Below are 21,496 nucleotides of genomic sequence, written 5' to 3'. Positions count from 1 at the left end.
GCGGGGGCGGCGGTGACGTCCGGCGTCGCGGAGGTCTGGAACCACCGGGACGCCCTCCGGCTGCTCGTACGCCGCGATCTCGCCGTCAAGTACCAGCAGTCGCTGCTCGGCTACCTCTGGTCGCTGATCGAGCCGCTGGCGATGGGGGCGATCTACTGGTTCGTCTTCGGGGTGCTCTACGGCACCGGCCGGCATCTCGGCGCCGCCGACGACTCGTACCCGCTCTTCCTCGTCACCGGGATATTCGCCTGGTCGTGGGCGAACTCCGCGGTCAGCGAGGCGACCACCGCGCTGACCGGGCAGGCCCGGCTGATCACGACCATGAAGCTGCCGCGGCAGGTCTTCCCGCTCGGCCGGGTGATCGGCCGGTTCGCCGAGTACCTCGCGGGGCTGCCCGTGCTGGTCGCCCTGGCGATCTACTTCGACAAGCTGCACGTCGGGCTGTCGCTGCTGGCGCTGCCGCTGGCGGTGCTGCTGCAGTTCGCGCTGCTCGCCGGCGTCGCGTTGCTGCTCTCCTCGGTCACCGTGCTGGTCCGCGACGTCGACCGGATCACGCGACTGCTGACCCGGCTGCTCTTCTACGCCACACCGATCATCTACCCGCTCTCGCTGGTGCGGCACTCGCGGCTGCCGGAGTGGGTGAAGATCGGCTACGAGCTCAACCCGCTGGTCGGGATCTTCCAGCTGCACCGCGCCGTCTGGTACCCGGGCGAGTTCCCCTCCGCCGGGCTGCTCGCCGTCTCCGTCGTGGGCAGCGCCACGCTGCTGGTCGCGGGATGGTGGGTGTTCCGGCGCCTGGAGCGCGCGGTGCTCAAGGAGCTGTAGTGTGCGCACCGACCATCGAACGGCGTGCACATGTCACGATCGACCGGCTCCCCGTGCGGGGACGCACGCTCGTGCCCGACGCCCACACCACCGTCGTACGGACCTGACATGACCCTGGCGATCCTGCTCACCGCCCCCGCCGGGGCGGCACCCCTCCATACGGGCGACGGGAGTCCGCTGCCCACGCGCCTCGCCGACCAACTGCGCGCCGCCGGCGCCGACGACGTCGTCGTCACCGGCGACCTCGCCGAGGTGGCCCGGCTCGCGCGGCGCGGCGAACCGCTGCTGCTCTGCGGCGACGACCTGGTCGCGCACACCGCGGTGCTGCGGCACGTCGCGACCAGCCCCGTCGGGCCGACGGTCGCGCTGGTGCTGGCCGAGCCCGACCGGGGGGTGCCGGTCCGGGAGGACCGGGGCCGGATCACCGCCGTCGGCGCGGCCGCGGTCGACGAGCCGGCCGGCGCGTTCGGCGCGGTGCTGCGGGTGGGCCGCCCCGACCTTCCGGCGCTGGCCGCCGCCGCGGACGCGGCGGCGGCGGACGGCCACTCCGCCGCGGTCGCCCCGCTCGACGCGGTGCTGACCCGGCTCGGGCGCAGCGACACCACGGTCTTCGTGCACCGGGTCCGGCTGCTCGTGGCCCGCCGCGTCGGCAACGCCGCCGAGCTCGCCGCCGCCGAGCGGGAGGTCGTCGCGGTCGACTCCGACGCCGCGGAGCTGAAGCTGTCGGTGAAGGAGCGGGACGACTTCTTCACCACCTACTTCGTCAGCAACTGGTCGCCGCGGGTCACCCGGCTCGCCGCCCGGCTCGGCCTCGGTCCGTCCGCGGTGACCGCGATCTCGGTGCTCTTCGCCGTCGCCGCGGCGGCGCTCTTCGCGTTCGGCGGCCGGCCGGCGCTCGTCGTCGGCGCCGTCCTGCTCTACCTCGGCTTCGTGCTCGACTGCGTCGACGGGCAGCTCGCCCGCTACACCCGGAACTTCAGCGCGTTCGGCGGCTGGCTCGACACGATGGCCGACCGGGCCAAGGAATACGTCGTGTACGCGGGACTCGCCGTCGGGGTCGAGCGCAGCGGCCTCGGCAACGGGTGGGCACTGGCGATCGCGGCGATGGTGCTGCAGACCGTGCGGCACATGACCGACGCCTGGTACGGCGCGCTGCACGACGAGGCCGCCCGGCGGCCCCGGCCCGCGGCCCCGAGCGGTGGGCTCGGCGACCGGCTCAGCCGCGCGTCGACCCGCGTCCAGGCCGACACCGGGTCGGTGTCGTACTGGCTCAAGCGGACCGTGGTCTTCCCGATCGGCGAGCGGTGGGCGCTGATCGCGCTGACCGTCGCGCTGTTCAATCCGCTGGTCAGCCTCGTCGCCGTGCTCGTCTGGGGCGGGCTCGCCTTCGCGTACACCGGCGCGCTGCGTACCCTGCGGGCCCGGTCGATGCGGGTGGCCGTGCTGCCGACCGTCGACACCACCACGCACCGCGACGACGGCCCGCTGGCCCGGCTGATCGGCGCGGCCGGACGACGCGTGCCGGGCGTGGCCCGTCCGCTGCCGCTCGCCGTGCTGGCGGTGCTCGCCGCCGCCGGCCTGCTCGTCGACGCCGTCGTCGCCGGGCCGCAGTCGCGGCCGGCCGTGCTCGTCGTCACCGCGCTGGTGCTGGTGCTGGCGGGGCTGCCGTCGCGGACACCGCACGCCGGGCCGCTCGACTGGCTCGTCCCGGCCGCGCTGCGGGCCGCCGAGTACCTCGTCGTCGTGGCGATCGGGCTCGCCGCCGGCGTGCCGCCGCTGTTCACATTCGCGCTGCTGTTCGCGCTCGCGCTGCACCACTACGACCTGACCGCGCGGCTGGAGAAGCGCGCGGAGCGCCGCCCGATGCTGGCCTTCACGCTAGGCTGGGACGTGCGCCTGCTGGTTCTGGCGCTCGCCGTCTCGGCGGAGTTGGCCAGCATCGAGTTGGCCGGCATCGGGTTGGCCAGCATCGCGGTCGGCGCGCTCGCCGCGTACCTCTTCCTCGTCTCCACCGTGGGCTCCATCGCCGGTTGGGTGACGGCCGCGGCGGACGCACGGCGGCCGTCGACCGGCGCGCCGACCGGACCTGCCCTGGCCGGCTCGACGGAGGGGGCCGTCAAGGGATGAACTGATGCCGCTGATCAGCTTTGTCGTTCCCGTCTACGGGGTGCAGGGCTACCTGCGGGAGTGTCTCGACTCGATCCTCGGCCAGTCGTTCACCGACATCGAGGTCATCGCCGTCGACGACTGCTCCCCGGACAGCAGCGGTGAGATCCTCGCCGAGTACGCGGCGCGGGACGCGCGGCTGCGCGTGATCACGCTCGGCTGCAACGGGGGCCAGGGGCCGGCCCGCAACCGTGGCCTGGCCGAGGCGACCGGCCGGTACGTGTGGTTCGTCGACAGCGACGACTGGCTCGCCGAGGGCGCGCTGCGCGCGGTGGTCGAGCGGCTCCGCGCGACCGACCCGGACGTGCTGATCGTCGACCACGCCCGGGTGCACTGGCACGGCCGGGTGGACCCGAGCGGGCCGGGACGTCGCTTCCACCTGGCGCCGCCCGTCTTCACGCTGGCGCAGTGGCCGGACGCGATCGACATCCTGCACGTGTCGTGGAACAAGGTGGTCCGGCGCAGCCTGCTGGCCCGGCTCGGCTTCGCGTTCCGCGCCGGCTGGTACGAGGACGTGCCCTTCACGTACCAGGTGTTGCTGGCGGCCGACCGGATCGCCCTGCTCGACCGCATCTGCGTCAACTACCGGCAGCGCCGCCGCGGCGCCGCCACCCGGACGCCCGGCGACGGCCACTTCGCGATCTTTCCCAGCTGGGCCGAGGTCTTCGACCGCTTCGACGACTCCCGCCCGGGTGCGGAGCGGCTGCGGGCGCTGCTGTTCCGGCGGATGATCTGGCACTTCCTGAAGGTGCGCGGCAACGACAGCCGGCTCTCGCCGGCGCTGCGCGGTCGCTTCTTCGCCGAGATGACCACCCACTACCGGCGCTGCCTACCCGCCGGGGGTTACCCGTGCCCGACCGGGATCGAGGGGCTGAAGCACCGGCTGGTGGCCGGTGGCCGGCACCGCACCTTCGGGGCGTTGCGGCTCGGTTTCCGGGTGAACGCGCTGGTCACCAGGGCGCTCGCCGGCGCCGTCCGTCGGGTGTCGAAGCCGGGCCGCGGCGCGCTGCGCCGGCTCCGCGATGTGATCGTCGCTGTCTACTACCGTGCGTGCCGGTGGCTGCCGATCGACTCCCGGCTCGCCCTCTACGCCGCGTACTGGTACCGCGGGTACGCCTGCAACCCCGCCGCCATCTACGAGAAGGCGCGCGAGCTCGTGCCCGACGTCCGCGGGGTCTGGGTGGTCCGGCGGGACCGGGTCGACGCGCTGCCCGACGGCGTCGCGCACGTGGTGGCCGGCTCGCCGGCCTACTACCGCGCGCTGGCACGGGCGAAGTGGCTGATCAACAACGTGAACTGGCCGAACGGGGTGGTGAAGCGGCCCGGTTCGGTGCACGTGATGACGCACCACGGCACCCCGCTCAAGGTGATGGGGCTCGACCAGCAGGCGTACCCGGGTGGCGTGCGGGACCCGGACTTCGCCGGGCAGCTGCGCCGGGCCGGCCGGTGGGACTTCAGCGTCACGGCCAACAGCTTCACGACGCAGATGTGGGAGCGCGCCTACCCCTGCCGATACCGGACGCTGGAGACCGGCTACCCGCGCAACGACCGGCTCGCCCGGGCCACCGCCGCGGACGTGGCCGCCGCCCGTACGCGGCTGCGCGTCGCCCCGGACGAGCGGGTCGTGCTCTACGCGCCCACCCACCGCGAGCACCACCCCGGCTACCACCCGCCCTTCGATCCGGAAGAGTTCGTCGAGGCGCTCGGCCCGCGCGGACGGCTGCTGATGCGCAGCCACTACTTCCGGGACCGGGCCGGACCGGGCCCGGCGATCCGGCCGTCCGCGCGGGTCCGGGACGTCTCCGCCCATCCGTCGGTCGAGGAGATCTGCCTCGCCGCCGACGTGCTGGTGACGGACTACTCCTCGCTGATGTTCGACTACGCGATCCTGGACCGGCCGATCGTGATCTACGCGCCGGACTGGCAGGCGTACCGGCTGGTCCGCGGGGTGTACTTCGACATCACCGCGGAGCCGCCCGGCGCGGTCGCCCTGACCTTCCCGGACCTGCTGGACCTGTTCCGCACCGGCAGCGCCGACGACGACGCCGCCGCCAAGGCGCGCAGCCAGTTCCGACGCCGGTTCTGCGCGCTGGAGGACGGCCGGGCGGCCGAGCGGGTGGTGCGGCGGGTGCTGCTCGACGAGGCGGGTTGAGCCGGTGCCGTCGGTGCTCGCCGTCGTGCCGATCCACAACGTCCGGCGGTACCTGCCGGAGTGCCTCGACTCGCTCGCGCGGCAGAGCCACCACGCGCTCGACGTCGTGCTCGTCGACGACGGCTCGACCGACGACAGCGCCGAGATCGCGCAGCGGTGGGTCGAGCGCGACCGGCGGTTCCGGCTGATCCGGCAGCCGAACCGGGGGCTCGGGGCGGCCCGCAACGCGGGGCTGCGCGCCGGGCACGGCGATTACCTCACGTTCGTCGACAGCGACGACGTGCTGCCGCCGACCGCGCTCGAGGTCCTGGTCGGCGCGCTCGAACGCACCGGGTCGGACTTCGCGTCCGGCAACGTCGGCCTGCTGACCTCGCGCGGGGTGCGACAGTCGCCGCTGCATCGCGGTACCCACCGGACCACCCGGCTCGGCATCGCCCTGCGCGAGCAGCGGAACCTGGTCTACGACCGGTTGGCCTGCAACAAGGTCTTCCGGCGGTCGTTCTGGCAACGGCACGGGCTGCGGTTCCCGGAGGGGGTGCGCTACGAGGACATCCCGGTGACCGTCCCGGCGTACGCCCTGGCCCGTGCCGTTGACGTGATCGAGTTGCCGGTCTACTACTGGCGGCAGCGGGAGGCCGGCGCGGAACCGTCGATCAGCCAGCGGCAGAACGAGCTTCGCAACGTCGTCGACCGGTTCGCGGCGGTGGAGAGCGCGCGCCGGGCGCTGGCCGGGATCGGCGAGGGCGCGATGAAGGACTGGTACGACGAGACGGCGCTGCAGAGCGATCTGCGGATGTTCCTGCACCTGCTCCCGGACGTCGGCGACGTCTACCGGCAGATGTTCCTCGATCTGGCGGCCGACTACCTCGCCGGGGTCGACGCGCGGGTGCTCGACCGGCTCCCGCCGCCTCTGCGGGTGGCGTGGCGCCTCGTCCAGCGGCGCATGATCCCCGAACTGCTCACCGTGGTCTCCGCCAGCCGGGACAGCGCCGTGCTGCCGGTGGTACGCCGCGGGCGCCGGCACTACCAGGCGCTGCCGTACCTGGACGCCGGCCGGGCCGAGCTGCCACGCGAGCTGTACCGGGTGGCGGACCCGATGCGGACGCAGGTGCACGAACTGCGCTGGCACGCCGGCCGGCTGCGGGTGCGCGGCCACGCGTACGACCCGGCGACCGGCGCGGCGCGGCCGTGGAGTTCGCTGCGCGGACTGTGGTTGCGCGACGAGCCGCGCCGTCGCCGTCGCGTCGTGTCGCCGAGCCTGCCGCGCCGCTCCCCGGACGCGCCCACCCTGCCGCCCCGGTACGCGTGGTCCGGCTTCCAGGTCTCGATCGACCCGGCCGTGCTGCGGGTCCGCCGGCGGTGGGTGGAGCAGAGCTGGCGCGTCGTGGCCGCCGCGATCGGCCCGGCCGGCCTCCAGCGGCGGCCGATGGGGGTCGGCGAGATACCGCCGCCGCTGCCGGCCGCGTGGGTCGCCCCCGATGTGCGGGTCGTGCCGCTGGTCCGGGACCGCTCGTTGCGGCTCGTCGTCGAGCGGTGGCGCGTGCGGGCCACGTCCTGCCGGCGCGACGGCGACCATCTGGTGGTGGCGGGGGAGTCGGCCGCCCCGGCCGACCCGGACGCCGCGCTGTGGCTGTGCCGGGCCCCCGGCGTGCCCTGGCGCCGCTACCCGGTCACGCCCGACGGCCCTGGCACCCGGTTCACGGCCAGGATTCCCCTCGCCGACGTGACCGCGGGCGCGTCGGACGGCGGCGCGCCGGTGGGGGCCGTCGGCGACGAGTGGCTGGTGGAGTTCGCGGCGGGCGACGAGGCACGGGCGCTGCCGGTCTCGGCCGGTTACCTCTCGTACGCCGCCGTGGCCGCCGCGCGGACCGTGCTGGCCGAGCCGGGGGACGCCGGCGTGCTCTGGATCCGGTCGCTGCCGGCCGGACCGCTGCTCGCCCGGGTGCGGGGCGCGCCGGCGGCGCTGCTGCTCAGCGGGCCGCCCCCGCCGACACGCCCCGGGTTCGAGCTGGTGCTGCGGTTCCGCGACGAGACGCCCGCGCGGCCCGCCCCGCCCGACCGCGTGCTGCCGGTCCGGCTCGGCCCGGCGGGATGGCGGGCGACGCTGCGCTGCGAACCGGACGGCGGCCCGCTCGCGGCCGGGCACTGGTGGCTGCTGCAGCGGCCCGCGGGGCCGGACACCCGGGGCGGGGCGTGCGACCTGCCGGTCACGCTGCGGGCCCGCGAACGGCTGCCGGCGCGGTCGGCCGGTGCCCGGCTGTGGTTGGAGCCCGACCGTCACCGCCGCCTGGTGCTCCGGGTCGCCGGCTGAACAGCGCGGCCGGCTACCGCGGGCGCCAGCCGGCGCAGTGCCCGGGCGATCGCGGCCCGGCCGGTCCGGGCGGACGCCCGCGCCCGCCGACCGGCCGCGCGCGCGGCCCAGCGGGAGCGCTGCAGGGCCGCGTCGAGCCGGGTGCCCGCGATGACCAGCTCCGGCTCCGGCCCCGACGGCCGCAGCCACGCGCTGCGACCACCGCCGACCGGCACCGGCCGGGCTCCGCGGGTGCGCGCCGGGATCGCCTGTTCCCGCCCGTCGTCCCGGACCACCAGGCGCAGCCGGTGCCGCCCCTGCTCCACCGCCTCCAGCGGGATCTCGCAGCGCCACCGCAGCCGCCCGCCGTCGACGGCGCATACCAGCACGGGACGGCGGACCAGGCCGTCGCCGACCTCCAGCAGGATGTCGTGCCGCACCTCGCCGGGCGGCGCGACGACGCCGGGCAGCGCCACGTCGCCCTCGACGACCCCGTCGGCGCGGATCCGCGCGATCGTGGCCGCGAGATCGTGGACGCGGAGCAGCTCGCGGTAGCGGTCGAAGTGCGGATGGCCGGCGTAGACGTGTCCGGCACGCACCCGCAGCGGGCCGCTGAACCGGGGTCTGCGGAGGGCGCCGACGTCCTGCTCGTAGATCGCCGCCGCGCGTACCCCCGCCCCGGCGTTGGACACGAACTCGGCCACGATCTCCACGGGAATGTCCTTGAACAGCGCGGACATCCGCCCGGTGAACTCCGCGAGCTGCTCGTCGCCGAGCGCCGAGGCGGCGCGCCAGGCGTAGTGCAGTTGCATGTAGGCGATCCAACGGTGCACCGCGTAGCGGATCCCCGCGTCGGCGGCGGCCACATCGGCGGCCAGCCGCTCCAGGAGCGCGAGGTGCTGGAAGATCTGCACCGGCTGACTGCGGGCATCCATGATCGAGCTGCCGTCGCCGCGCGTCCGGTAGAGGTACGCCAGCCCCGGCGTGAGCACGGTCCGGGGCGAGCGCAGCAGCAGCGGCAACGTGAAGAGCACGTCCTCGAACGCGGTCCCCTCGGTGAACGCCGCGCCCGCGTCGACGACGAAGTCCCGGCGGAAGACCTTGTTGCAGGCCGACGGGTTGCCGACGAGGTCGGGCGCCTCGGCCACCGAGCCGATCACCCGCTGACCCGTGATCAGCTCGCGTCGCCACGGCGGGTCGGGGCGCGGCGGCAGCCCCCGCATGTCGCCGACCGCGATCGGCGCACCGTGCGCGGCCGCGAGACGGAGCAGGTCGTGCAGACCTTCGGGCGGGTAGACGTCGTCGGAGTCCAGGAACCCGAGGTAGCGGCCGCTCGCGAGCCGTACGCCGTGGTTGCGCGCCGCCCCGAGGCCCGCGTTCTCCTGGCGCACGTAGCGCACCCCCGGCGCGCGCTCGGCGTACTCCCGGGCGATCCGGCCGGAGTCGTCGGTCGAGCCGTCATCGATCACGACGACCTCCAGCCGGTCCCGACAGGACTGCCGGTCGACCGACGCGAGGGCCTCGGGCAGCCACCGCGCGGTGTTGTAGACGGGAACGACGATGCTCGCCCACGGGCCGGACACGCCTCACCTCGAATCCAGCGGAGATTTCAGCCGTGACCTGCGCAGACGGCCGGCGGCTATAGGGTTTCGGTGTGAGGGGTGGTGTCCTCCGTAGGCTACGTCGGGCGCTGCGGCCCGTGGGCCGCTCCGTGCGGCGCGCTCGGGCCGGGCGCGGGGGGCTCGCCCTCCTGCTGCGCGATCCCGCGGTCACGACCCCGGAGATCCGGTGGGTCGCGGGGCGGGCGCGGGAGCGGGGCGAGACGCCGCTGGCCGAAGCGGCCCTGCTGATGCTGATGCGGCGGGGCGCGGCGGGCGAGCAGGAGGAGCGGCTGGTCCGGCGTCTCGGCGGGCTCCGTCCCGCGCCCGCCGGCCGGCTGCCCGCGGCCCCGCGCGGGCCGGCGAGCGACGGGCGCGAGCTGGTGATCCGACGGGGGCCCGACGCCCCGGCGGTCCGCGCCGGGCTGGCCGGTGAGCCGGCCCGCGCGCTCGACGCCTGGCGACCGGAGTGGGAGAAGCTGCCGCCTTCGCTCGCCGATCAGCTCGCGGTCTGCGCGCTCACCCGCCTCGGGCACGAGCACCGGGTCACCTCGGTACGCGCGGGCGACGCGTCGGCCGCCCCGCTCGCGGTCGCGGTCGCCGCCGCGCTCGGCGCCCCGGCGACCGGGGCGGACCGGTGATCGTCCCCTGGCGGCGCGCGGTGCGCCCCGCCCACTTCCTCGACGACGCGCTGTCGGCGGTGACGGCCGCCGACTGGACGGCGGACGAGCCACCCGTCGCCTGGCTGTACTGGCCGGTCGACCTGGCGAACCCGTACCAGTCGCTCATCTACAGCCGTTTCGCGCGACGCAACCTCGTGCCGATCCGGGTGACGACGTTCGGGGCCGTCGACCGGCTGCTCGCCGCGTTGCCGCCGGGGATGCCGGCGGTGCTGCACGTCCACTGGCTCTACGAGGTGACGGCCGGCAGCCGGAGCGGGAGCGAGGCGGTCGCCAGGGTGGAGCGGTTCGAGGCGCGTCTGCGGGCGCTGTCCGAGCGGGGGGTGCGGCTGGTCTGGACGGTGCACAACGTGCTGCCGCACGAGACCGTCCATCGCGAGGTCGAACTGCGGCTGCGGCGCTTCATGCTGGGCGCGGCCGAGCTCGTGCACGTGATGCACGGCGGCCACCTCGACCTGCTGCGTACGGCGTTCGACGGGCAGCCGCGGGCGTCGCTGGTGATCCCGCATCCGACGTTCGCCGGGGCGTACCCCGACTGGGTGGACCGGGCGACCGCGCGGTCCGCGCTGGGCATCCCGCTCGGGGCGCGGGTCCTGGTCACCTTCGGGCAGATCCGCCCGTACAAGGGGCACGGCGCGTTCCTGGAGGCCTTCGACCTCGCCGCGCGCGCCGATCCGCGGCTGCGCTGGCTGGTCGCCGGCAAGGTACGGGACGAGACCGGGGGCGACGAGTTCGTGGCCCGGGCGGCGCGGCACCCCGCGGTGCTGCTGCACCCCGGCTTCGTGCCCGAGGCCGACGTGCAGCTCTACCTGCGCGCCGCGGATGCGGCCCTCTACCCGTACCGTTCGTCGCTCAACTCGGGCGCCGTGGCGTTGACCGCCGGTTTCGACCTGCCGGCCTACGCGTCCACCGGCACCAGCCTCGCCGACCTGATGCCGCCGGAGGCGGTCGTCCGCTTCGACCTGTCCGACCCGCGGCGGACCGCCGACACGCTCGCCGCGCCTCCTGTGATCGAGTCCGGGGCCGCCCGCGCCGTCGTCCGCGCGCACGCGCGGGCGTTCGCGCCGGCGGCGGTGAGCGAACGGATGGCGGCCGCCGTGCGCGAGCACCTGGCCGGGCGCATCTCGGTGACGGTGCCGGCGGTGACCGCGGCGCGGGTCATCCCCGGGCGATCCGGCGGCGGGCGGCCCGGGCGTACCGGCGGGTGACGAACACGGTGGCCTTCGCGAGTGATCGAGCGCCGCCGACCTGCACCGTCTCCCGGGAACGCCGCTGGACCGGCGCGGCCGCCGGCACGCGGGCGGGGGAACGCAGCTGGGGCGCGGGCACGGCGGTGAGATCGACGACGTCGTACTCGCTGCCGGTCTCCCACCGGTGTCCGTGACTGCGCGCCACCGCCGACGCCAGCTGCGGCCCTGGCCGCTCCGTCCGCAGCGCCCGGCTCAGCGCGTCGGTGCGCCACAACTCCACGCCGGGCACCGCCCCGGCCGCCCCGGCGGGGAGCACCCGGATCAGCCCGACCTGCCAGCGCTCCGCGGTCGTGACCAACGCGCGCACGGTGGTCGCGCCGACCCCGAGGTGGTGCGGCACCCGCAGCAGGTACGGCGAGGGGTAGCCGGTGCCGGGGTCGGCGTCGACGAGTCGCACCCGCGGCTCGGACCGGTATTCGGCGGCGATCAGGCGCAGCTCCCGGTCGCCTCCGCCCGCGGCGGACCCCCGGGCGCCTCCGCCCGCGGCGGACCACCGGTCGCCGACGAGCAGCACCCGCAGGTCCGTCTCGTCGTTGCCGAGCAGCCGGTCGACGCAGGTGCGCACCAGCTCGTACGGTCCGTCCGCGGCGACCACGGCGGTGACCAGCGGCACCGACCAGGCGCGCCCGGCCGCCGGCCGGTTGTCGCGCGGGTAGGCCATCAGGTCCGCCAGCTCCGCACGCCGGTGGCGGGTCGCGTCCCCGTCGGGGCCGCCGGCCACCATCCAGACCCGTGCCCGCGGCTCCGGTACGAAGACGCCGCCCGCCTGCGCCAGCCGGTACGCCACCTCGATGTCGACGCCCTGGTACGGGTCGGCGCCCGGGGTGTAGCGGTCGGTGTGGAACGCGTACGGGACGCCGTCGGCGGCGAGGAACCCGAGGTGATCCGCGGCGCGCAGCTGGTCCGACGCCTCGAGGCGGGCGACCAGGGGGGCGTGCGGCGTGCTGGCGCCGGCCGGGAAGAGCCCGTCCAGGGCGCCGTCGGCGCAGTGGGCGGCGACCTCGTCGGCGGTCGGCGCGGCGGCCACCAGCCGCGGCGACGCGATGCTGACGGCGTCGGGCGTGACGTGCTGCCACCGGGCCAGGGCGGCGACGAACTCCGGGTCGGGGACGGACCCGGCGTCCAACCGCACGATCACCTCGGCGCCGGCCGCGACGACCGCGGCGTCGAAGGCGTTACCCGCGGCGGCGGGGACGACGGCGCCGCGCTCCGGGTCCGCCGCGGCGGACCCGGCGACCGGCGGTCGGGTGGACCGGGCGACGACGACGTCGAGCAGGTCGGCCGGATAGCTCTGGTGGCGCAGGGCGGCGAGGGTCGGGTCCAGCCGCGCCCGATCGGCCGCGCCCGTGACGACGACGGCGACCCGCAGCGTGGGACGGAACTCCGGGGGCGGGGCCAGCGGACTCCAGTCGTTGCGCTTGATCGCGTGAACCGTCGTGGAGTCACGATTGGACACTCACTCAGCGTACCGGAGCGAACACGTTAGCCTCGTTCTGAACGCGACCACCCCCCGGGTTGCGGTGGTGGCGAGGGGGTGCGTGATCGACGCGACGGGCCGTACGCGATCGACGTGGCGGGTCCTGGCGGGCACGACGTCGATGCCCGGCCGCCGCGGCCGGGCCGGGTTCGCGCCGGTGACCCGGTGGGCGGCGGCGACGCCGCTGGTGCCGCCGACGGGCGCGGCCGGTCGGCTCGGGCACGTGCACCTGGGCTGCGGTTCGATCTCCTGGCTGCGGCGGCTCCTCGCCGAGCCCGCCGGGGCGGCCCGCGCCCGCCGGGTGACGCTGCGCGTCGGGGACTGGCGCCCGCCGCGGGCCGGCTGGTCCGGGCGACTCGGCCCGCTGCCCGGCCTGCGCCGGCACCGGGTGTCGCTGCCGAGGTCCGGCGGGACGGCCGTCATCGAGGTGCGACTGGCGGACGCGGTGCCGCTGCGCGAGGTGCTCTCCGCCGCGTTGGCGGTGCTCGCGCCGGTGCGCCCGCTACCGGCCGCGGCGAGGCCGGACGCGGTCGGGCTCCGGGTCGTCGATCGGACGCCGGCGGTGCGCTTCGACACCGCGGTGGCCAACCCGATCGGGCGGCCACGCCCGTACGGGCGGGCGCTCCGGCCCGGAAGGCTCCGGCCGGCCGCCGGCGCGGGGCCGGCGTGGCAGCTGACCGTCCCCGGCGCCGGTCCGGGCGGTGCCGAGCAGGTGTTGTCGGCCGGGGCGCTCGACGGTACCCCGCTGACCGTGGAGCAGCTCCTTCCGCTCCGCACGGTCGCCACCGTCCAGTGTCGCGGGCTGCCGGCGGCCGCCCCGGCGGCCGTGGCGACGCTGCTGACCCAGCTCGCGGCGACCGGAGCGGTGCTGGCGGTCCCCGAGCTGCCGCCGGCCGTCGGGGATCGGCTGGCGACGCCGCTACGCGCGCTGGTCGGCGCCCCGCTTCCGCGCCCCGGCGCGGACCCCCTGGAGCTGGAGCTGCGCAGCGTCCGGCAGCGGCGGGCCGCGCTGCGCGGGCACGGCGCCCCGTTCGCGCCGCCTCGGGCCACCGCGGGCGGCGTGCCCGGATCGGCCGCGCCGCCGCCGGTCAGCGCGATCCTGGTGACGCGCCGGCCGCAGCACATCGCCGAGGCGGTGCGTCGGATCGCCGCTCAGACCTATCCCGAGTTGGAGATCGTGCTCTGCCCGCACGGCATGGAGTTGGACGCGCGGCTGCGGGCGCGGCTGGCCGGCTGCGGGCGCCCGCTGACGATCGTCGAGGCTCCCGGCGCGTGCAGCTTCGGGGAGGCGATGGCGGCGGCGACCGCGCGGGCGCGGGGCAGCCTGATCACCAAGGTCGACGACGACGACGGGTACGGCCCCGAGCACGTCTGGGATCTGGTGCTCGCCCGCGAATACTCCGGTGCCACGCTGGTCGGCAAGGCCGCCGAGTTCGTCCACCTGCAGCCGCTCGGTGTGACCGTGCGACGGCTGGCGAGCGGGCCGGAGACGTACGGGCCGCCGGTCGCCGGCGGGACCATGCTGATCGGCCGGGGCGACCTTGAGGGGGTCGGCGGTTGGCGGCCGGTGCCGCGCTCGGTGGATCGCGGATTGATGGACCGGGTGTCGCGGTCCGGTGGGCTCGTCTACCGGACGCACCCGCTCGGTTACCTGTACGAGCGGCGCGCCGACGGGCACACCTGGGATGCCGGCCTGGACTACTTCCTGTGGCGCTCGGGGCAGCAGTGGGACGGGTACCCGCCGTACGCCGAATTCGGCGTCGGCTCGGCCTCCGGCTGACGACTACTCTCCGGTAGCCCCTCCACTCTGGACCGTAATTGCTTTGTCACGGGCTGAACATGGCACGTTTACCCGATAGGCGTATCGAATGATCCTCGTCACAGTCGAGCGGGGGTTGCGAATAACTGGGGAGGTACGGTGACCACCGTCGCGCTCAAGGACGTCACCAAGGTCTTCCCGGATGGCACGGTGGCGGTCGACAACGTCAGCCTGGACGTGAACGACGGCGAATTCATGGTGTTGCTGGGCCCGTCCGGCTGCGGGAAGTCGACCGTGCTGCGGATGGTCGCCGGGCTGGAGGACCCGAGCAGCGGGGCGATCATGCTCGACGGCGCCCTGGTCAACGACGTACCGCCACGTGACCGGCGGATCGCGATGGTCTTCCAGGACTTCGCCCTCTATCCACATATGACGGTCGGCGACAACATCGCGTTCCCGTTGCGTCTCTCCGGCGTCGAGCCCGGCCCCCGCGGCGCGCGGGTCGCCGACGTGGCGGGCGCGCTGGGCATCGGCGACGTGCTCGCGCGCAAGCCCAGCCAGCTCTCCGGCGGCCAGCGACAGCGGGTCGCGATGGGGCGGGCGATCGTACGCCGCCCCGGGCTCTTTCTGATGGACGAGCCGCTGTCGAATCTGGACAGCGGCCTGCGGGCGGAGCTGCGCGCGGAGATCTCCGGACTGGTGCGCGAGCTCGGGGTGAGCACGATCTACGTGACGCACGACCAGGCGGAGGCGCTGACCATGGCGGACCGCGTGGCGATCATGCGTAAGGGCGTCCTGCAGGACGTCGGCACCCCGACCCAGGTCTACGGGCGGCCCGCGACGCTCTACGTCGCCGCGTTCCTCGGCAGCCCCCGGATGAACCTGCTGGAGGCGTCGGTCTACGTCCACCTGGACCGCTACGTCGCGCTCAACCTCGGCGAGCAGTCGCTCTACCTGCCGTGGGACGACATCCGCACGCGCGCGGTCGCGCACTACCACGGTGAGCGGATCGTGGTCGGGATGCGGGCCGAGGCGCTCACGCCGGTCGCCCCGGACGCGCCCGGCGACGTGCTGCGGGGGCGGATCCGCTACCTCGAACACCACGGGCACGAGTCGCTGGCGTTCCTCGACATCGGCGCCACCGCGATCGTCGTGGACGAGCTCGGTGGGCCGGTCACCGAGCAGCCGGGCGGCCCGAGCCGACTGCGCCGGCTGGGCAACGTGATGCAGCGGCTGACCGGCCGGGCCGTCGAGGCGCCGCCGGACGCCGAGGTCGTACGCCCGAGCGCGTCGCGCACGAGCGTGCTGAACGACCCGGGTCGGCACCACCGCCGCCCGGCCGAACTGGCCGTCCGGCTCGCCCCCTATCCGGCGGTCGCCGCGGGGCACCCGCTCGCGATCTCGGTGCGGATGGACGCGCTGCACTTCTTCGACGGGCGCGGCGACCGAATCGACGTCGGCTGGCGCTGACCCGCCGCCCGTCCCGGCAAATTACTGCTCAGTAACGTGCCAACATGTCCATCGATCCGCGCCACGTCGCCGCCGGCCCGCTCCACGCGGTGCCGTTCGCCCGTACCCTCGGGATCGAGGTCGTCGAGGTCGTTGACGTCGTCGGGACGGAATGCCCTTTGGCGGGCGACCCCCCCCGCTAGATTGAGGGCGTGCTGGGTCTGCCCGCTCACGTGACGGCGTGTCTCTTCGACCTCGACGGCGTCCTGACACAGACCGCCCGCGTGCACAATGCGGCGTGGGAAGAGGTCTTCAACGCCTTTCTGGAGAAGCGCGCGGCGACCACCGCCGAGCCGTTCCGGCCGTTCGACCCCGGGCCCGATTACGCCCAGTACGTCGACGGCAAGGCGCGCGCCGATGGGGTGCGCGCCTTCCTCGCGTCACGCGGCGTGGTGCTGCCGGAAGGGTCTGCCGATGACCCGCCAGACGTTGACACCGTCGGCGGCATGGGCAACCGTAAAAACGACATCCTGCTGCGACGCATCCACGACGATGGCGTGCAGGTCTACGACGGGTCGGTCGCCTACCTGCACGCGGCGCGGTGGGTGGGGATGCGCCGGGCGGTCGTGTCGGCGAGCGCCAATTGCCGAGATGTGCTCGTAGCCGCGGGCATTGAGGAGTTGGTCGAGGTGCGAGTGGATGGGATCGTTGCGCGCGAGCACGGGCTCCGCGGGAAGCCGCATCCGGACACGTTCTTGGCGGCGGCGCACCTGCTCGGGGTGGCGCCACAGAACGCCGCCGTGTTCGAGGACGCGCTCGCCGGCGTGTCGGCGGGGCAGGCGGGTGGCTTCGGTTGCGTGGTCGGGGTGGACCGCAACGGCGGCGCCGACGAGTTGCGCGCCAACGGCGCCGACATCGTCGTGAGTGATCTGGGGGAGTTACTCGTCGGAGCGATCCGGTGATCCGCGAGCGGGCCTACCCCGTCGAGCCGTGGCATGTGCGCGAGACACGGTTGGACTTCGACGTCCTGGCCCAGTCGGAGTCGGTGTTCGCCCTGGCCAACGGCCACATCGGCCTGCGCGGAAACCTCGACGAGGGAGAGCCGCACGGCCTGCCGGGCACGTACCTGAACTCATTTTACGAGTTGCGCCCGTTGCCGTACGCGGAAGCGGGCTACGGCTTCCCCGAGTCCGGTCAGACGATCGTCAACGTGACCAACGGCAAGCACATCCGGCTGCTGGTCGACGACGAGCCGTTCGACGTGCGGTACGGGGACCTGATCTCCCACGAGCGGGTGCTCGACCTGCGCGGCGGCACGCTGGACCGGCAGCTGCGGTGGCGCTCGCCGGCCGGACGGCTGACCCGGGTGCGCACCACCCGGCTGGTCTCGTTCACCCAGCGCGCGGTCGCCGCGATCTGCTACGAGGTCTCCGTCGACGAGCCGTCCCGGATCATCGTGCAGTCCGAACTGGTCGCCAACGAGGAGCTGCCGGAGCAGAGCCGGGACCCGCGGGTCGCGGCGGTGCTGGAGTCGCCGCTGCAGGTCGAGGAGCGCCTCGTCCAGCGGGACGGGGGGCTGATGATCCACCGCACCAAGGCCAGCGGACTGCGGGTCGCGGCGGCGATGGGGCACGAGGTCGACGGCCCGGAGAACATCTCGGTCAGCTCCGAGGGGGTCGACGACTGGGTGCGCACGACGATCACCTGCGAGCTCAAGCCGGGGCAACGGCTGCGCGTGGTGAAGCTCCTCGCGTACGGCTGGTCCAGCCGACGCTCGCTGCCGGCCGTACGGGACCAGGTCGGCGCGGCGTTGGCCGGGGCGCGCTACTCGGGCTGGGAGGGGCTCTGCGCGGAGCAGCGCGAGTTCCTCGACACCTTCTGGGACACCTCCGACGTGCAGGTGGAGGGGGATCAGGAGGTCCAGCAGGCCGTCCGGTTCGGGCTGTTCCACGTGTTGCAGGCCGGCGCCCGGGCGGAGCTGCGCCCGATCGGGGCGAAGGGGCTGACCGGACCCGGCTACGACGGGCACGTCTTCTGGGACACCGAGATGTTCGTGCTGCCGGTGCTGACGTACACCCAGCCGTCGGCGGTGGCCCAGATGCTGCGCTGGCGGCACTCGACGCTCGATCTGGCGCGCGAGCGCGCGCGCACGCTCGGGTTGAGCGGGGCGGCGTTCCCGTGGCGGACCATCCGCGGCCAGGAGTGCTCGGCGTACTGGCCGGCCGGGACCGCGGGCTTCCACCTCGCCGCCGACATCGCCGACGCGGTCCTGCGCTACGTCGACGTGACGTGCGATGTGGAGTTCGAGCGCGAGGTGGGGCTGGAGCTGCTGGTGGAGACCGCGCGGCTGTGGCGCTCGCTCGGGCACCACGACCGCAACGGGCTGTTCCACATCGACGGGATCACCGGCCCCGACGAGTACACCGCGGTCGTCGACGACAACGTCTACACGAACCTGATGGCGCAGCGGAACCTGCTCGGCGCCGCGGACTCCGCCACCCGGCACCCCGACCGCGCGTTCGCGCTCGGGGTCGACCAGGAGGAGACGGCGGCCTGGCGGGACGCGGCCACCTCGATGCACATCCCGTACGACGAGGAGCTCGGGGTGCATCCGCAGTCCGAGGGCTTCACGCGCCATGACGAGTGGGACTTCGCGTCCACCCCGCAGGACCACTATCCGCTGCTGCTCCACTACCCGTACTTCGATCTGTACCGGAAGCAGGTGGTGAAGCAGGCGGACCTGGTGCTGGCGATGCACGTCCGCGGCGACGCGTTCACGCACGAACAGAAGGTCCGCAACTTCGCGTACTACGAGCGCCGCACGGTCCGCGACTCGTCGCTCTCCGCGTGCACCCAGTCCGTCCTGGCCGCGGAGGTCGGCGACCTGGAGCTCGCCCACGACTATCTGGGCGAGGCGGCGCTGATGGACCTGCACGACATCGCCCGCAACACCCGGGACGGGATCCACGTCGCGTCGCTGGCCGGGGCGTGGATCGCGCTGGTGGCCGGGCTCGGCGGGATGCGGGACCACGGGGGGCGGTTGTCGTTCGCGCCGCGGCTGCCCAGCCGGATCACCCGGCTGGGGTTCTCGCTGATCTGGCGGGGCATGCGGCTGCGGGTGGACGTGCAGCCGCACGAGGTCACCTACTCGCTGCGCGACGGTGACCCGCAGGCGGCGATCGACCTGACCCACCACGGCGAGGCGCTGCGGGTCGCCATCGGGGTGCCCGTCACTCGGCCGGTGCCGCCGGCGCAGCCGACCGGCCCGCCGCTGCAGCAGCCACCGGGCCGGGCGCCGGCCCGCCGGGCGGCGAAGGCGGACTGAACGCGAAAAGCCGTGCGGCCGGTCCCGTCACGGGACCGGCCGCACGGCCGCGTCTAGATCATCGATAGGTGTACGTGGTTCGTATGGTCGCTGGAGGGGTCGCCGCCGGCGAGCGTGTACACGCTCCACCCGGTGGCGGGGAACCACACCTGCCGGTACCAGATCACGTACAGCACGCCGAGTCGGTCCGCGTTGCGGACGAAGAACGCCGCGAGGTTGTTCCCGTACAGCTTGTCGTTGCCGGTCGCGGCGCCGCCGAAGCCCTGGTTCTGCATCGAGAAGTCGCAGGCGCGGCCCTTCGGATGCTCGTACATGTCACCGGTGCGGAAGCAGCCGACGAAGCGCTTGAAGCCGGCCCGCTGGGCCTCCTTCAACGCGTGCAGGGTGCGCGGCGTGACGCAGCCGGAGGTGGTCGGGTCGGCCTGGCTGCACGACTGGCCCGGCCACGAGCCGTCCGGGTTGCGGGGCGCCGCCTTGGCGACCGGTGAGGTGGCGCTGACGAAGCCGCCGGTCGCCTTGCCGCCGACGAGCTGAAGGGCGCGCTCGGCGTCCTTCTTCTGCTTCTCCATGACCTTGTACTGCTTCTTCTGCTCCGCGAGCTCCGCGTCGATGGCGGCCTTCGCACGCGTGGCCTGCTCGCGCAGCTCGTTGAGATCCCGCAGCTTCTGGTTGTCGCGCATGGCGATCATGTCGAGGCCCTCGGCGCGGTTGATGAAGTCGTCCGAGCCGCTGCTGTTGAGCAGCAGCATCATCGGACCGACCCGGCCGGTGCGGTAGGCGTTGGCGGCGACGTGGCCGACCTCGGGGAGCAGGCTGTTGATGCGCGACTGCACCCGCCGCAGCTCCACCGAGAGCTGGAGCTGCCGTTTGCGCGAGTTGTCCACCGCGTTTCTCGCCGCGACGAAGTTGCGGCCCGTCTTGTCGAGCACGTCGCGCAGCAGCGGGGTGCCGCCCTCGTTGCCGGGCGCGGCGGGGTTGCTCGGTGCGGCGGCGGCCGGCGAAGGTGCGACCGCCATCCCGGCCAGCAGGGTCAGCACCGCGACCAGCGTCGCGGCCAGCGATCCCCGCCGACGTACGGATCCCGTCATCTGTGTTCCTTCCATCGGCCGCCTGCCGAGTTAGCTGACGGGTTCGGGACGGAACGATCCCTACCGCGAGTAGCGGATTCACCCCAGGTGCGGTGGTTCCCCGGCTCGCCTGCGAGAGGCGATTAGGCGGCGGTCACCGCCGGCACCGAGGGGGCGCCGCCGGGCGGAGACCGCGGGTTAGCTTACCGGATCGAGATCGGCCAGCAACCATCCACGGGCTCGCGCGATCCGCCGGAATGTGTTATGTACCAACGACTTTGCGTTACGTTGCGTGATCCCGCGCTGGTCGTGACTGCTCCGTGCCCGCGGCGGTACGCCTCTCGGCGGTCACGGAAAATTTCGCGTTTCCCGGCGACACACCCGGCCCTCGTCATCCGCTCGGCTCGACATCTCGTCCCCGCCGTCATCGCGCGGTGCCGGAACGGGGGATGGTGGCCGTCATTCCGGTAGCCGTGGCACCTCGTGCGCGCCGAGATCGAGCCGGACGCGCAGATGGTGCACGCGGTGCCGCCAGCGGTGCTGCTCGAAGGCGGTGTCCACAGAGATCTCGGCGACGAGCGTCGGCGTCACCGGGTGGTAGGGGAGCGGCTCGGGGCGCGGCAGCTGCCCGGACCAGGCGGCGGGCAGCGGCTGCGGCCAGGGGTGGTCGGCGGGCGGCGGCCCCATGCGCTCCAGCAGCGGCGCCAGGTCACGCCGCTGCCCGGCGCCGAGCGGATGACTGCGTCCCGCGTACCGCAGCCGCCCGGCCGCGTCGTACCGCCCGAGCAGCAGCGTCTCCGGCTGGGCCAGCGGCCCGGTCACGCCGCCGATGATCGCCTCCGTCGTGCTGCGGTGCCGGAACTTCAGCCAGCCGCGCCGCCCGGGCAGGTACCGACTCGTCGCCCCCTTCGCCACCACCCCTTCCACGCCGGCCGCGTGCCATCCGCCGAGCCATTCGGTCGCCTCGTCCCGATCGGTGGTCTGCGGGCAGAGCACCAGCTCGGGCGGGGCGTCGGCGAGCAGCTCGGTGAGCGCCGCCCGCCGCTCGCGCAGCGGCCGGGCCAGCAGCGTCGTCCCGTCCGCCCGTTGCAGCAGGTCGAAGACGACCAGGTGCGCCGGCTGCTGGCGGGCGAGGCGCCCGACCGTCGCGCCCGCGCCGAGCCGGCGCTGCAGCTGCCCGAAGTCCGTGCGATCGCCGGCCCAGATGATCAGCTCGCCGTCGAGCACCACGCCGGCGGGGAGCGCGGCCCGCACGACGCTGACGATGTCGGGGAAGTAGCCGTGCAGCGGCCGGCCGGCCCGGGACTGGACGTAGACCTGCTCGGGCTCGCGGAAGACGACCGCCCGGAACCCGTCGAACTTCGGCTCGAGCACGCAGCCGCCGCTGCACGCGGCGGGCTGCGGCAGCGCGTTGACAGCTCTGGCGAGCATCGGCTCGATCGGTGGCCGCAACATGGG

General features: G+C 74.4%; 14 protein-coding genes, 1 pseudogene and 1 riboswitch. Of the genes and pseudogenes, 11 read left to right on the top strand and 4 right to left on the bottom strand.

The features are described 5' to 3' along the window. Window positions 1–12: 12 nt before the first annotated feature. The 4 genes from BLW47_RS22095 to BLW47_RS22080 all read left to right on the top strand — a co-directional run bounded on the left by BLW47_RS22095 (window position 13) and on the right by BLW47_RS22080 (window position 7,454). A complete protein-coding gene (locus BLW47_RS22095; protein WP_091561561.1) occupies window positions 13–825 on the top strand; it encodes an ABC transporter permease in 813 nt (270 codons plus the stop codon). A 108-nt stretch (window positions 826–933) separates the two neighbouring features. After that, window positions 934–2,952 carry a DUF5941 domain-containing protein gene (locus BLW47_RS22090; RefSeq protein WP_091561557.1) on the top strand — a complete coding sequence of 673 codons (2,019 nt, stop codon included), beginning with the start codon at window positions 934–936 and terminating at the stop codon, window positions 2,950–2,952. Window positions 2,953–2,956: 4 nt separating this feature from the next. Then, on the top strand, window positions 2,957–5,143 hold the full coding sequence (locus BLW47_RS22085) for a bifunctional glycosyltransferase/CDP-glycerol:glycerophosphate glycerophosphotransferase (protein WP_091561554.1): 2,187 nt from the start codon (window positions 2,957–2,959) through the stop codon (window positions 5,141–5,143). 4 nt (window positions 5,144–5,147) lie between these two features. Next, window positions 5,148–7,454: a glycosyltransferase family 2 protein gene (locus BLW47_RS22080; RefSeq protein ID WP_091561551.1), complete on the top strand. Its 2,307-nt coding sequence runs from the start codon at window positions 5,148–5,150 to the stop codon at window positions 7,452–7,454. Here BLW47_RS22080 and BLW47_RS22075 read toward each other — a convergent pair. Continuing rightward, window positions 7,421–9,016: a glycosyltransferase family 2 protein gene (locus tag BLW47_RS22075; RefSeq protein ID WP_091561548.1), complete on the bottom strand. Its 1,596-nt coding sequence runs from the start codon at window positions 9,014–9,016 to the stop codon at window positions 7,421–7,423. The two genes, BLW47_RS22080 and BLW47_RS22075, sit on opposite strands and share 34 nt — an antisense overlap. Window positions 9,017–9,144: 128 nt before the next feature. Between BLW47_RS22075 and BLW47_RS22070 the strand changes: the two genes are divergently transcribed. Next, window positions 9,145–9,672 (top strand): hypothetical protein, encoded by a 528-nt coding sequence (locus tag BLW47_RS22070; RefSeq protein ID WP_139307408.1) that lies wholly within the window; start codon window positions 9,145–9,147, stop codon window positions 9,670–9,672. Continuing rightward, the gene (locus BLW47_RS22065; protein WP_091561541.1) at window positions 9,669–10,919 is read left to right on the top strand and encodes a glycosyltransferase; all 1,251 of its coding nucleotides are present in this window, start codon (window positions 9,669–9,671) and stop codon (window positions 10,917–10,919) included. Before BLW47_RS22070 ends, BLW47_RS22065 begins: the two co-directional genes overlap by 4 nt. Here the strand turns inward: BLW47_RS22065 and BLW47_RS22060 are convergent. After that, entirely contained in the window at window positions 10,870–12,417 is a 1,548-nt protein-coding gene (locus BLW47_RS22060; RefSeq protein ID WP_091561537.1) for a hypothetical protein, read from the bottom strand. The genes BLW47_RS22065 and BLW47_RS22060 overlap by 50 nt on opposite strands. An 82-nt stretch (window positions 12,418–12,499) precedes the next feature. Here BLW47_RS22060 and BLW47_RS22055 point away from each other — a divergent pair, with 82 nt between their 5' ends. The 5 genes and pseudogenes from BLW47_RS22055 to BLW47_RS22040 all read left to right on the top strand — a co-directional run bounded on the left by BLW47_RS22055 (window position 12,500) and on the right by BLW47_RS22040 (window position 18,971). Next, complete coding sequence (locus tag BLW47_RS22055) at window positions 12,500–14,218, top strand: glycosyltransferase (RefSeq protein ID WP_091561532.1); 1,719 nt, start codon at window positions 12,500–12,502, stop codon at window positions 14,216–14,218. A gap of 138 nt (window positions 14,219–14,356) precedes the next feature. Then, window positions 14,357–15,667, top strand: coding sequence for an ABC transporter ATP-binding protein (locus tag BLW47_RS22050; RefSeq protein ID WP_091561529.1), 1,311 nt, complete (start codon window positions 14,357–14,359; stop codon window positions 15,665–15,667). Between the two features lie 44 nt (window positions 15,668–15,711). After that, window positions 15,712–15,801 (top strand): annotated as a pseudogene (locus BLW47_RS24905) (DUF4442 domain-containing protein); the annotation flags it as partial. A gap of 57 nt (window positions 15,802–15,858) precedes the next feature. Next, window positions 15,859–16,608 carry an HAD family hydrolase gene (locus BLW47_RS22045; RefSeq protein WP_091561525.1) on the top strand — a complete coding sequence of 250 codons (750 nt, stop codon included), beginning with the start codon at window positions 15,859–15,861 and terminating at the stop codon, window positions 16,606–16,608. Continuing rightward, a complete protein-coding gene (locus BLW47_RS22040) occupies window positions 16,605–18,971 on the top strand; it encodes a glycoside hydrolase family 65 protein (RefSeq protein WP_091561522.1) in 2,367 nt (788 codons plus the stop codon). The genes BLW47_RS22045 and BLW47_RS22040 overlap by 4 nt, the downstream gene beginning before the upstream one ends. A 53-nt stretch (window positions 18,972–19,024) precedes the next feature. On the opposite strand, the gene BLW47_RS22035 is transcribed toward BLW47_RS22040, so the two are convergent. Together BLW47_RS22035 and BLW47_RS22030 are read right to left on the bottom strand one after the other, a co-directional pair. Next, entirely contained in the window at window positions 19,025–20,059 is a 1,035-nt protein-coding gene (locus BLW47_RS22035) for a coiled-coil domain-containing protein (protein WP_091561519.1), read from the bottom strand. 3 nt (window positions 20,060–20,062) lie between these two features. Continuing rightward, window positions 20,063–20,198, bottom strand: a riboswitch (cyclic di-AMP (ydaO/yuaA leader). Window positions 20,199–20,497: 299 nt separating this feature from the next. Then, window positions 20,498–21,469 carry an ATP-dependent DNA ligase gene (locus BLW47_RS22030; RefSeq protein ID WP_091561718.1) on the bottom strand — a complete coding sequence of 324 codons (972 nt, stop codon included), beginning with the start codon at window positions 21,467–21,469 and terminating at the stop codon, window positions 20,498–20,500. Window positions 21,470–21,496: the final 27 nt, after the last annotated feature.

The sequence above is a fragment of the Micromonospora pattaloongensis genome (assembly GCF_900107255.1).
In the GTDB taxonomy this organism is placed as follows: domain Bacteria; phylum Actinomycetota; class Actinomycetes; order Mycobacteriales; family Micromonosporaceae; genus Micromonospora_I; species Micromonospora_I pattaloongensis.
The sequence above is the reverse complement of the archived record's forward strand: the minus strand, read 5'-3'. Positions and strand labels throughout refer to the sequence as shown.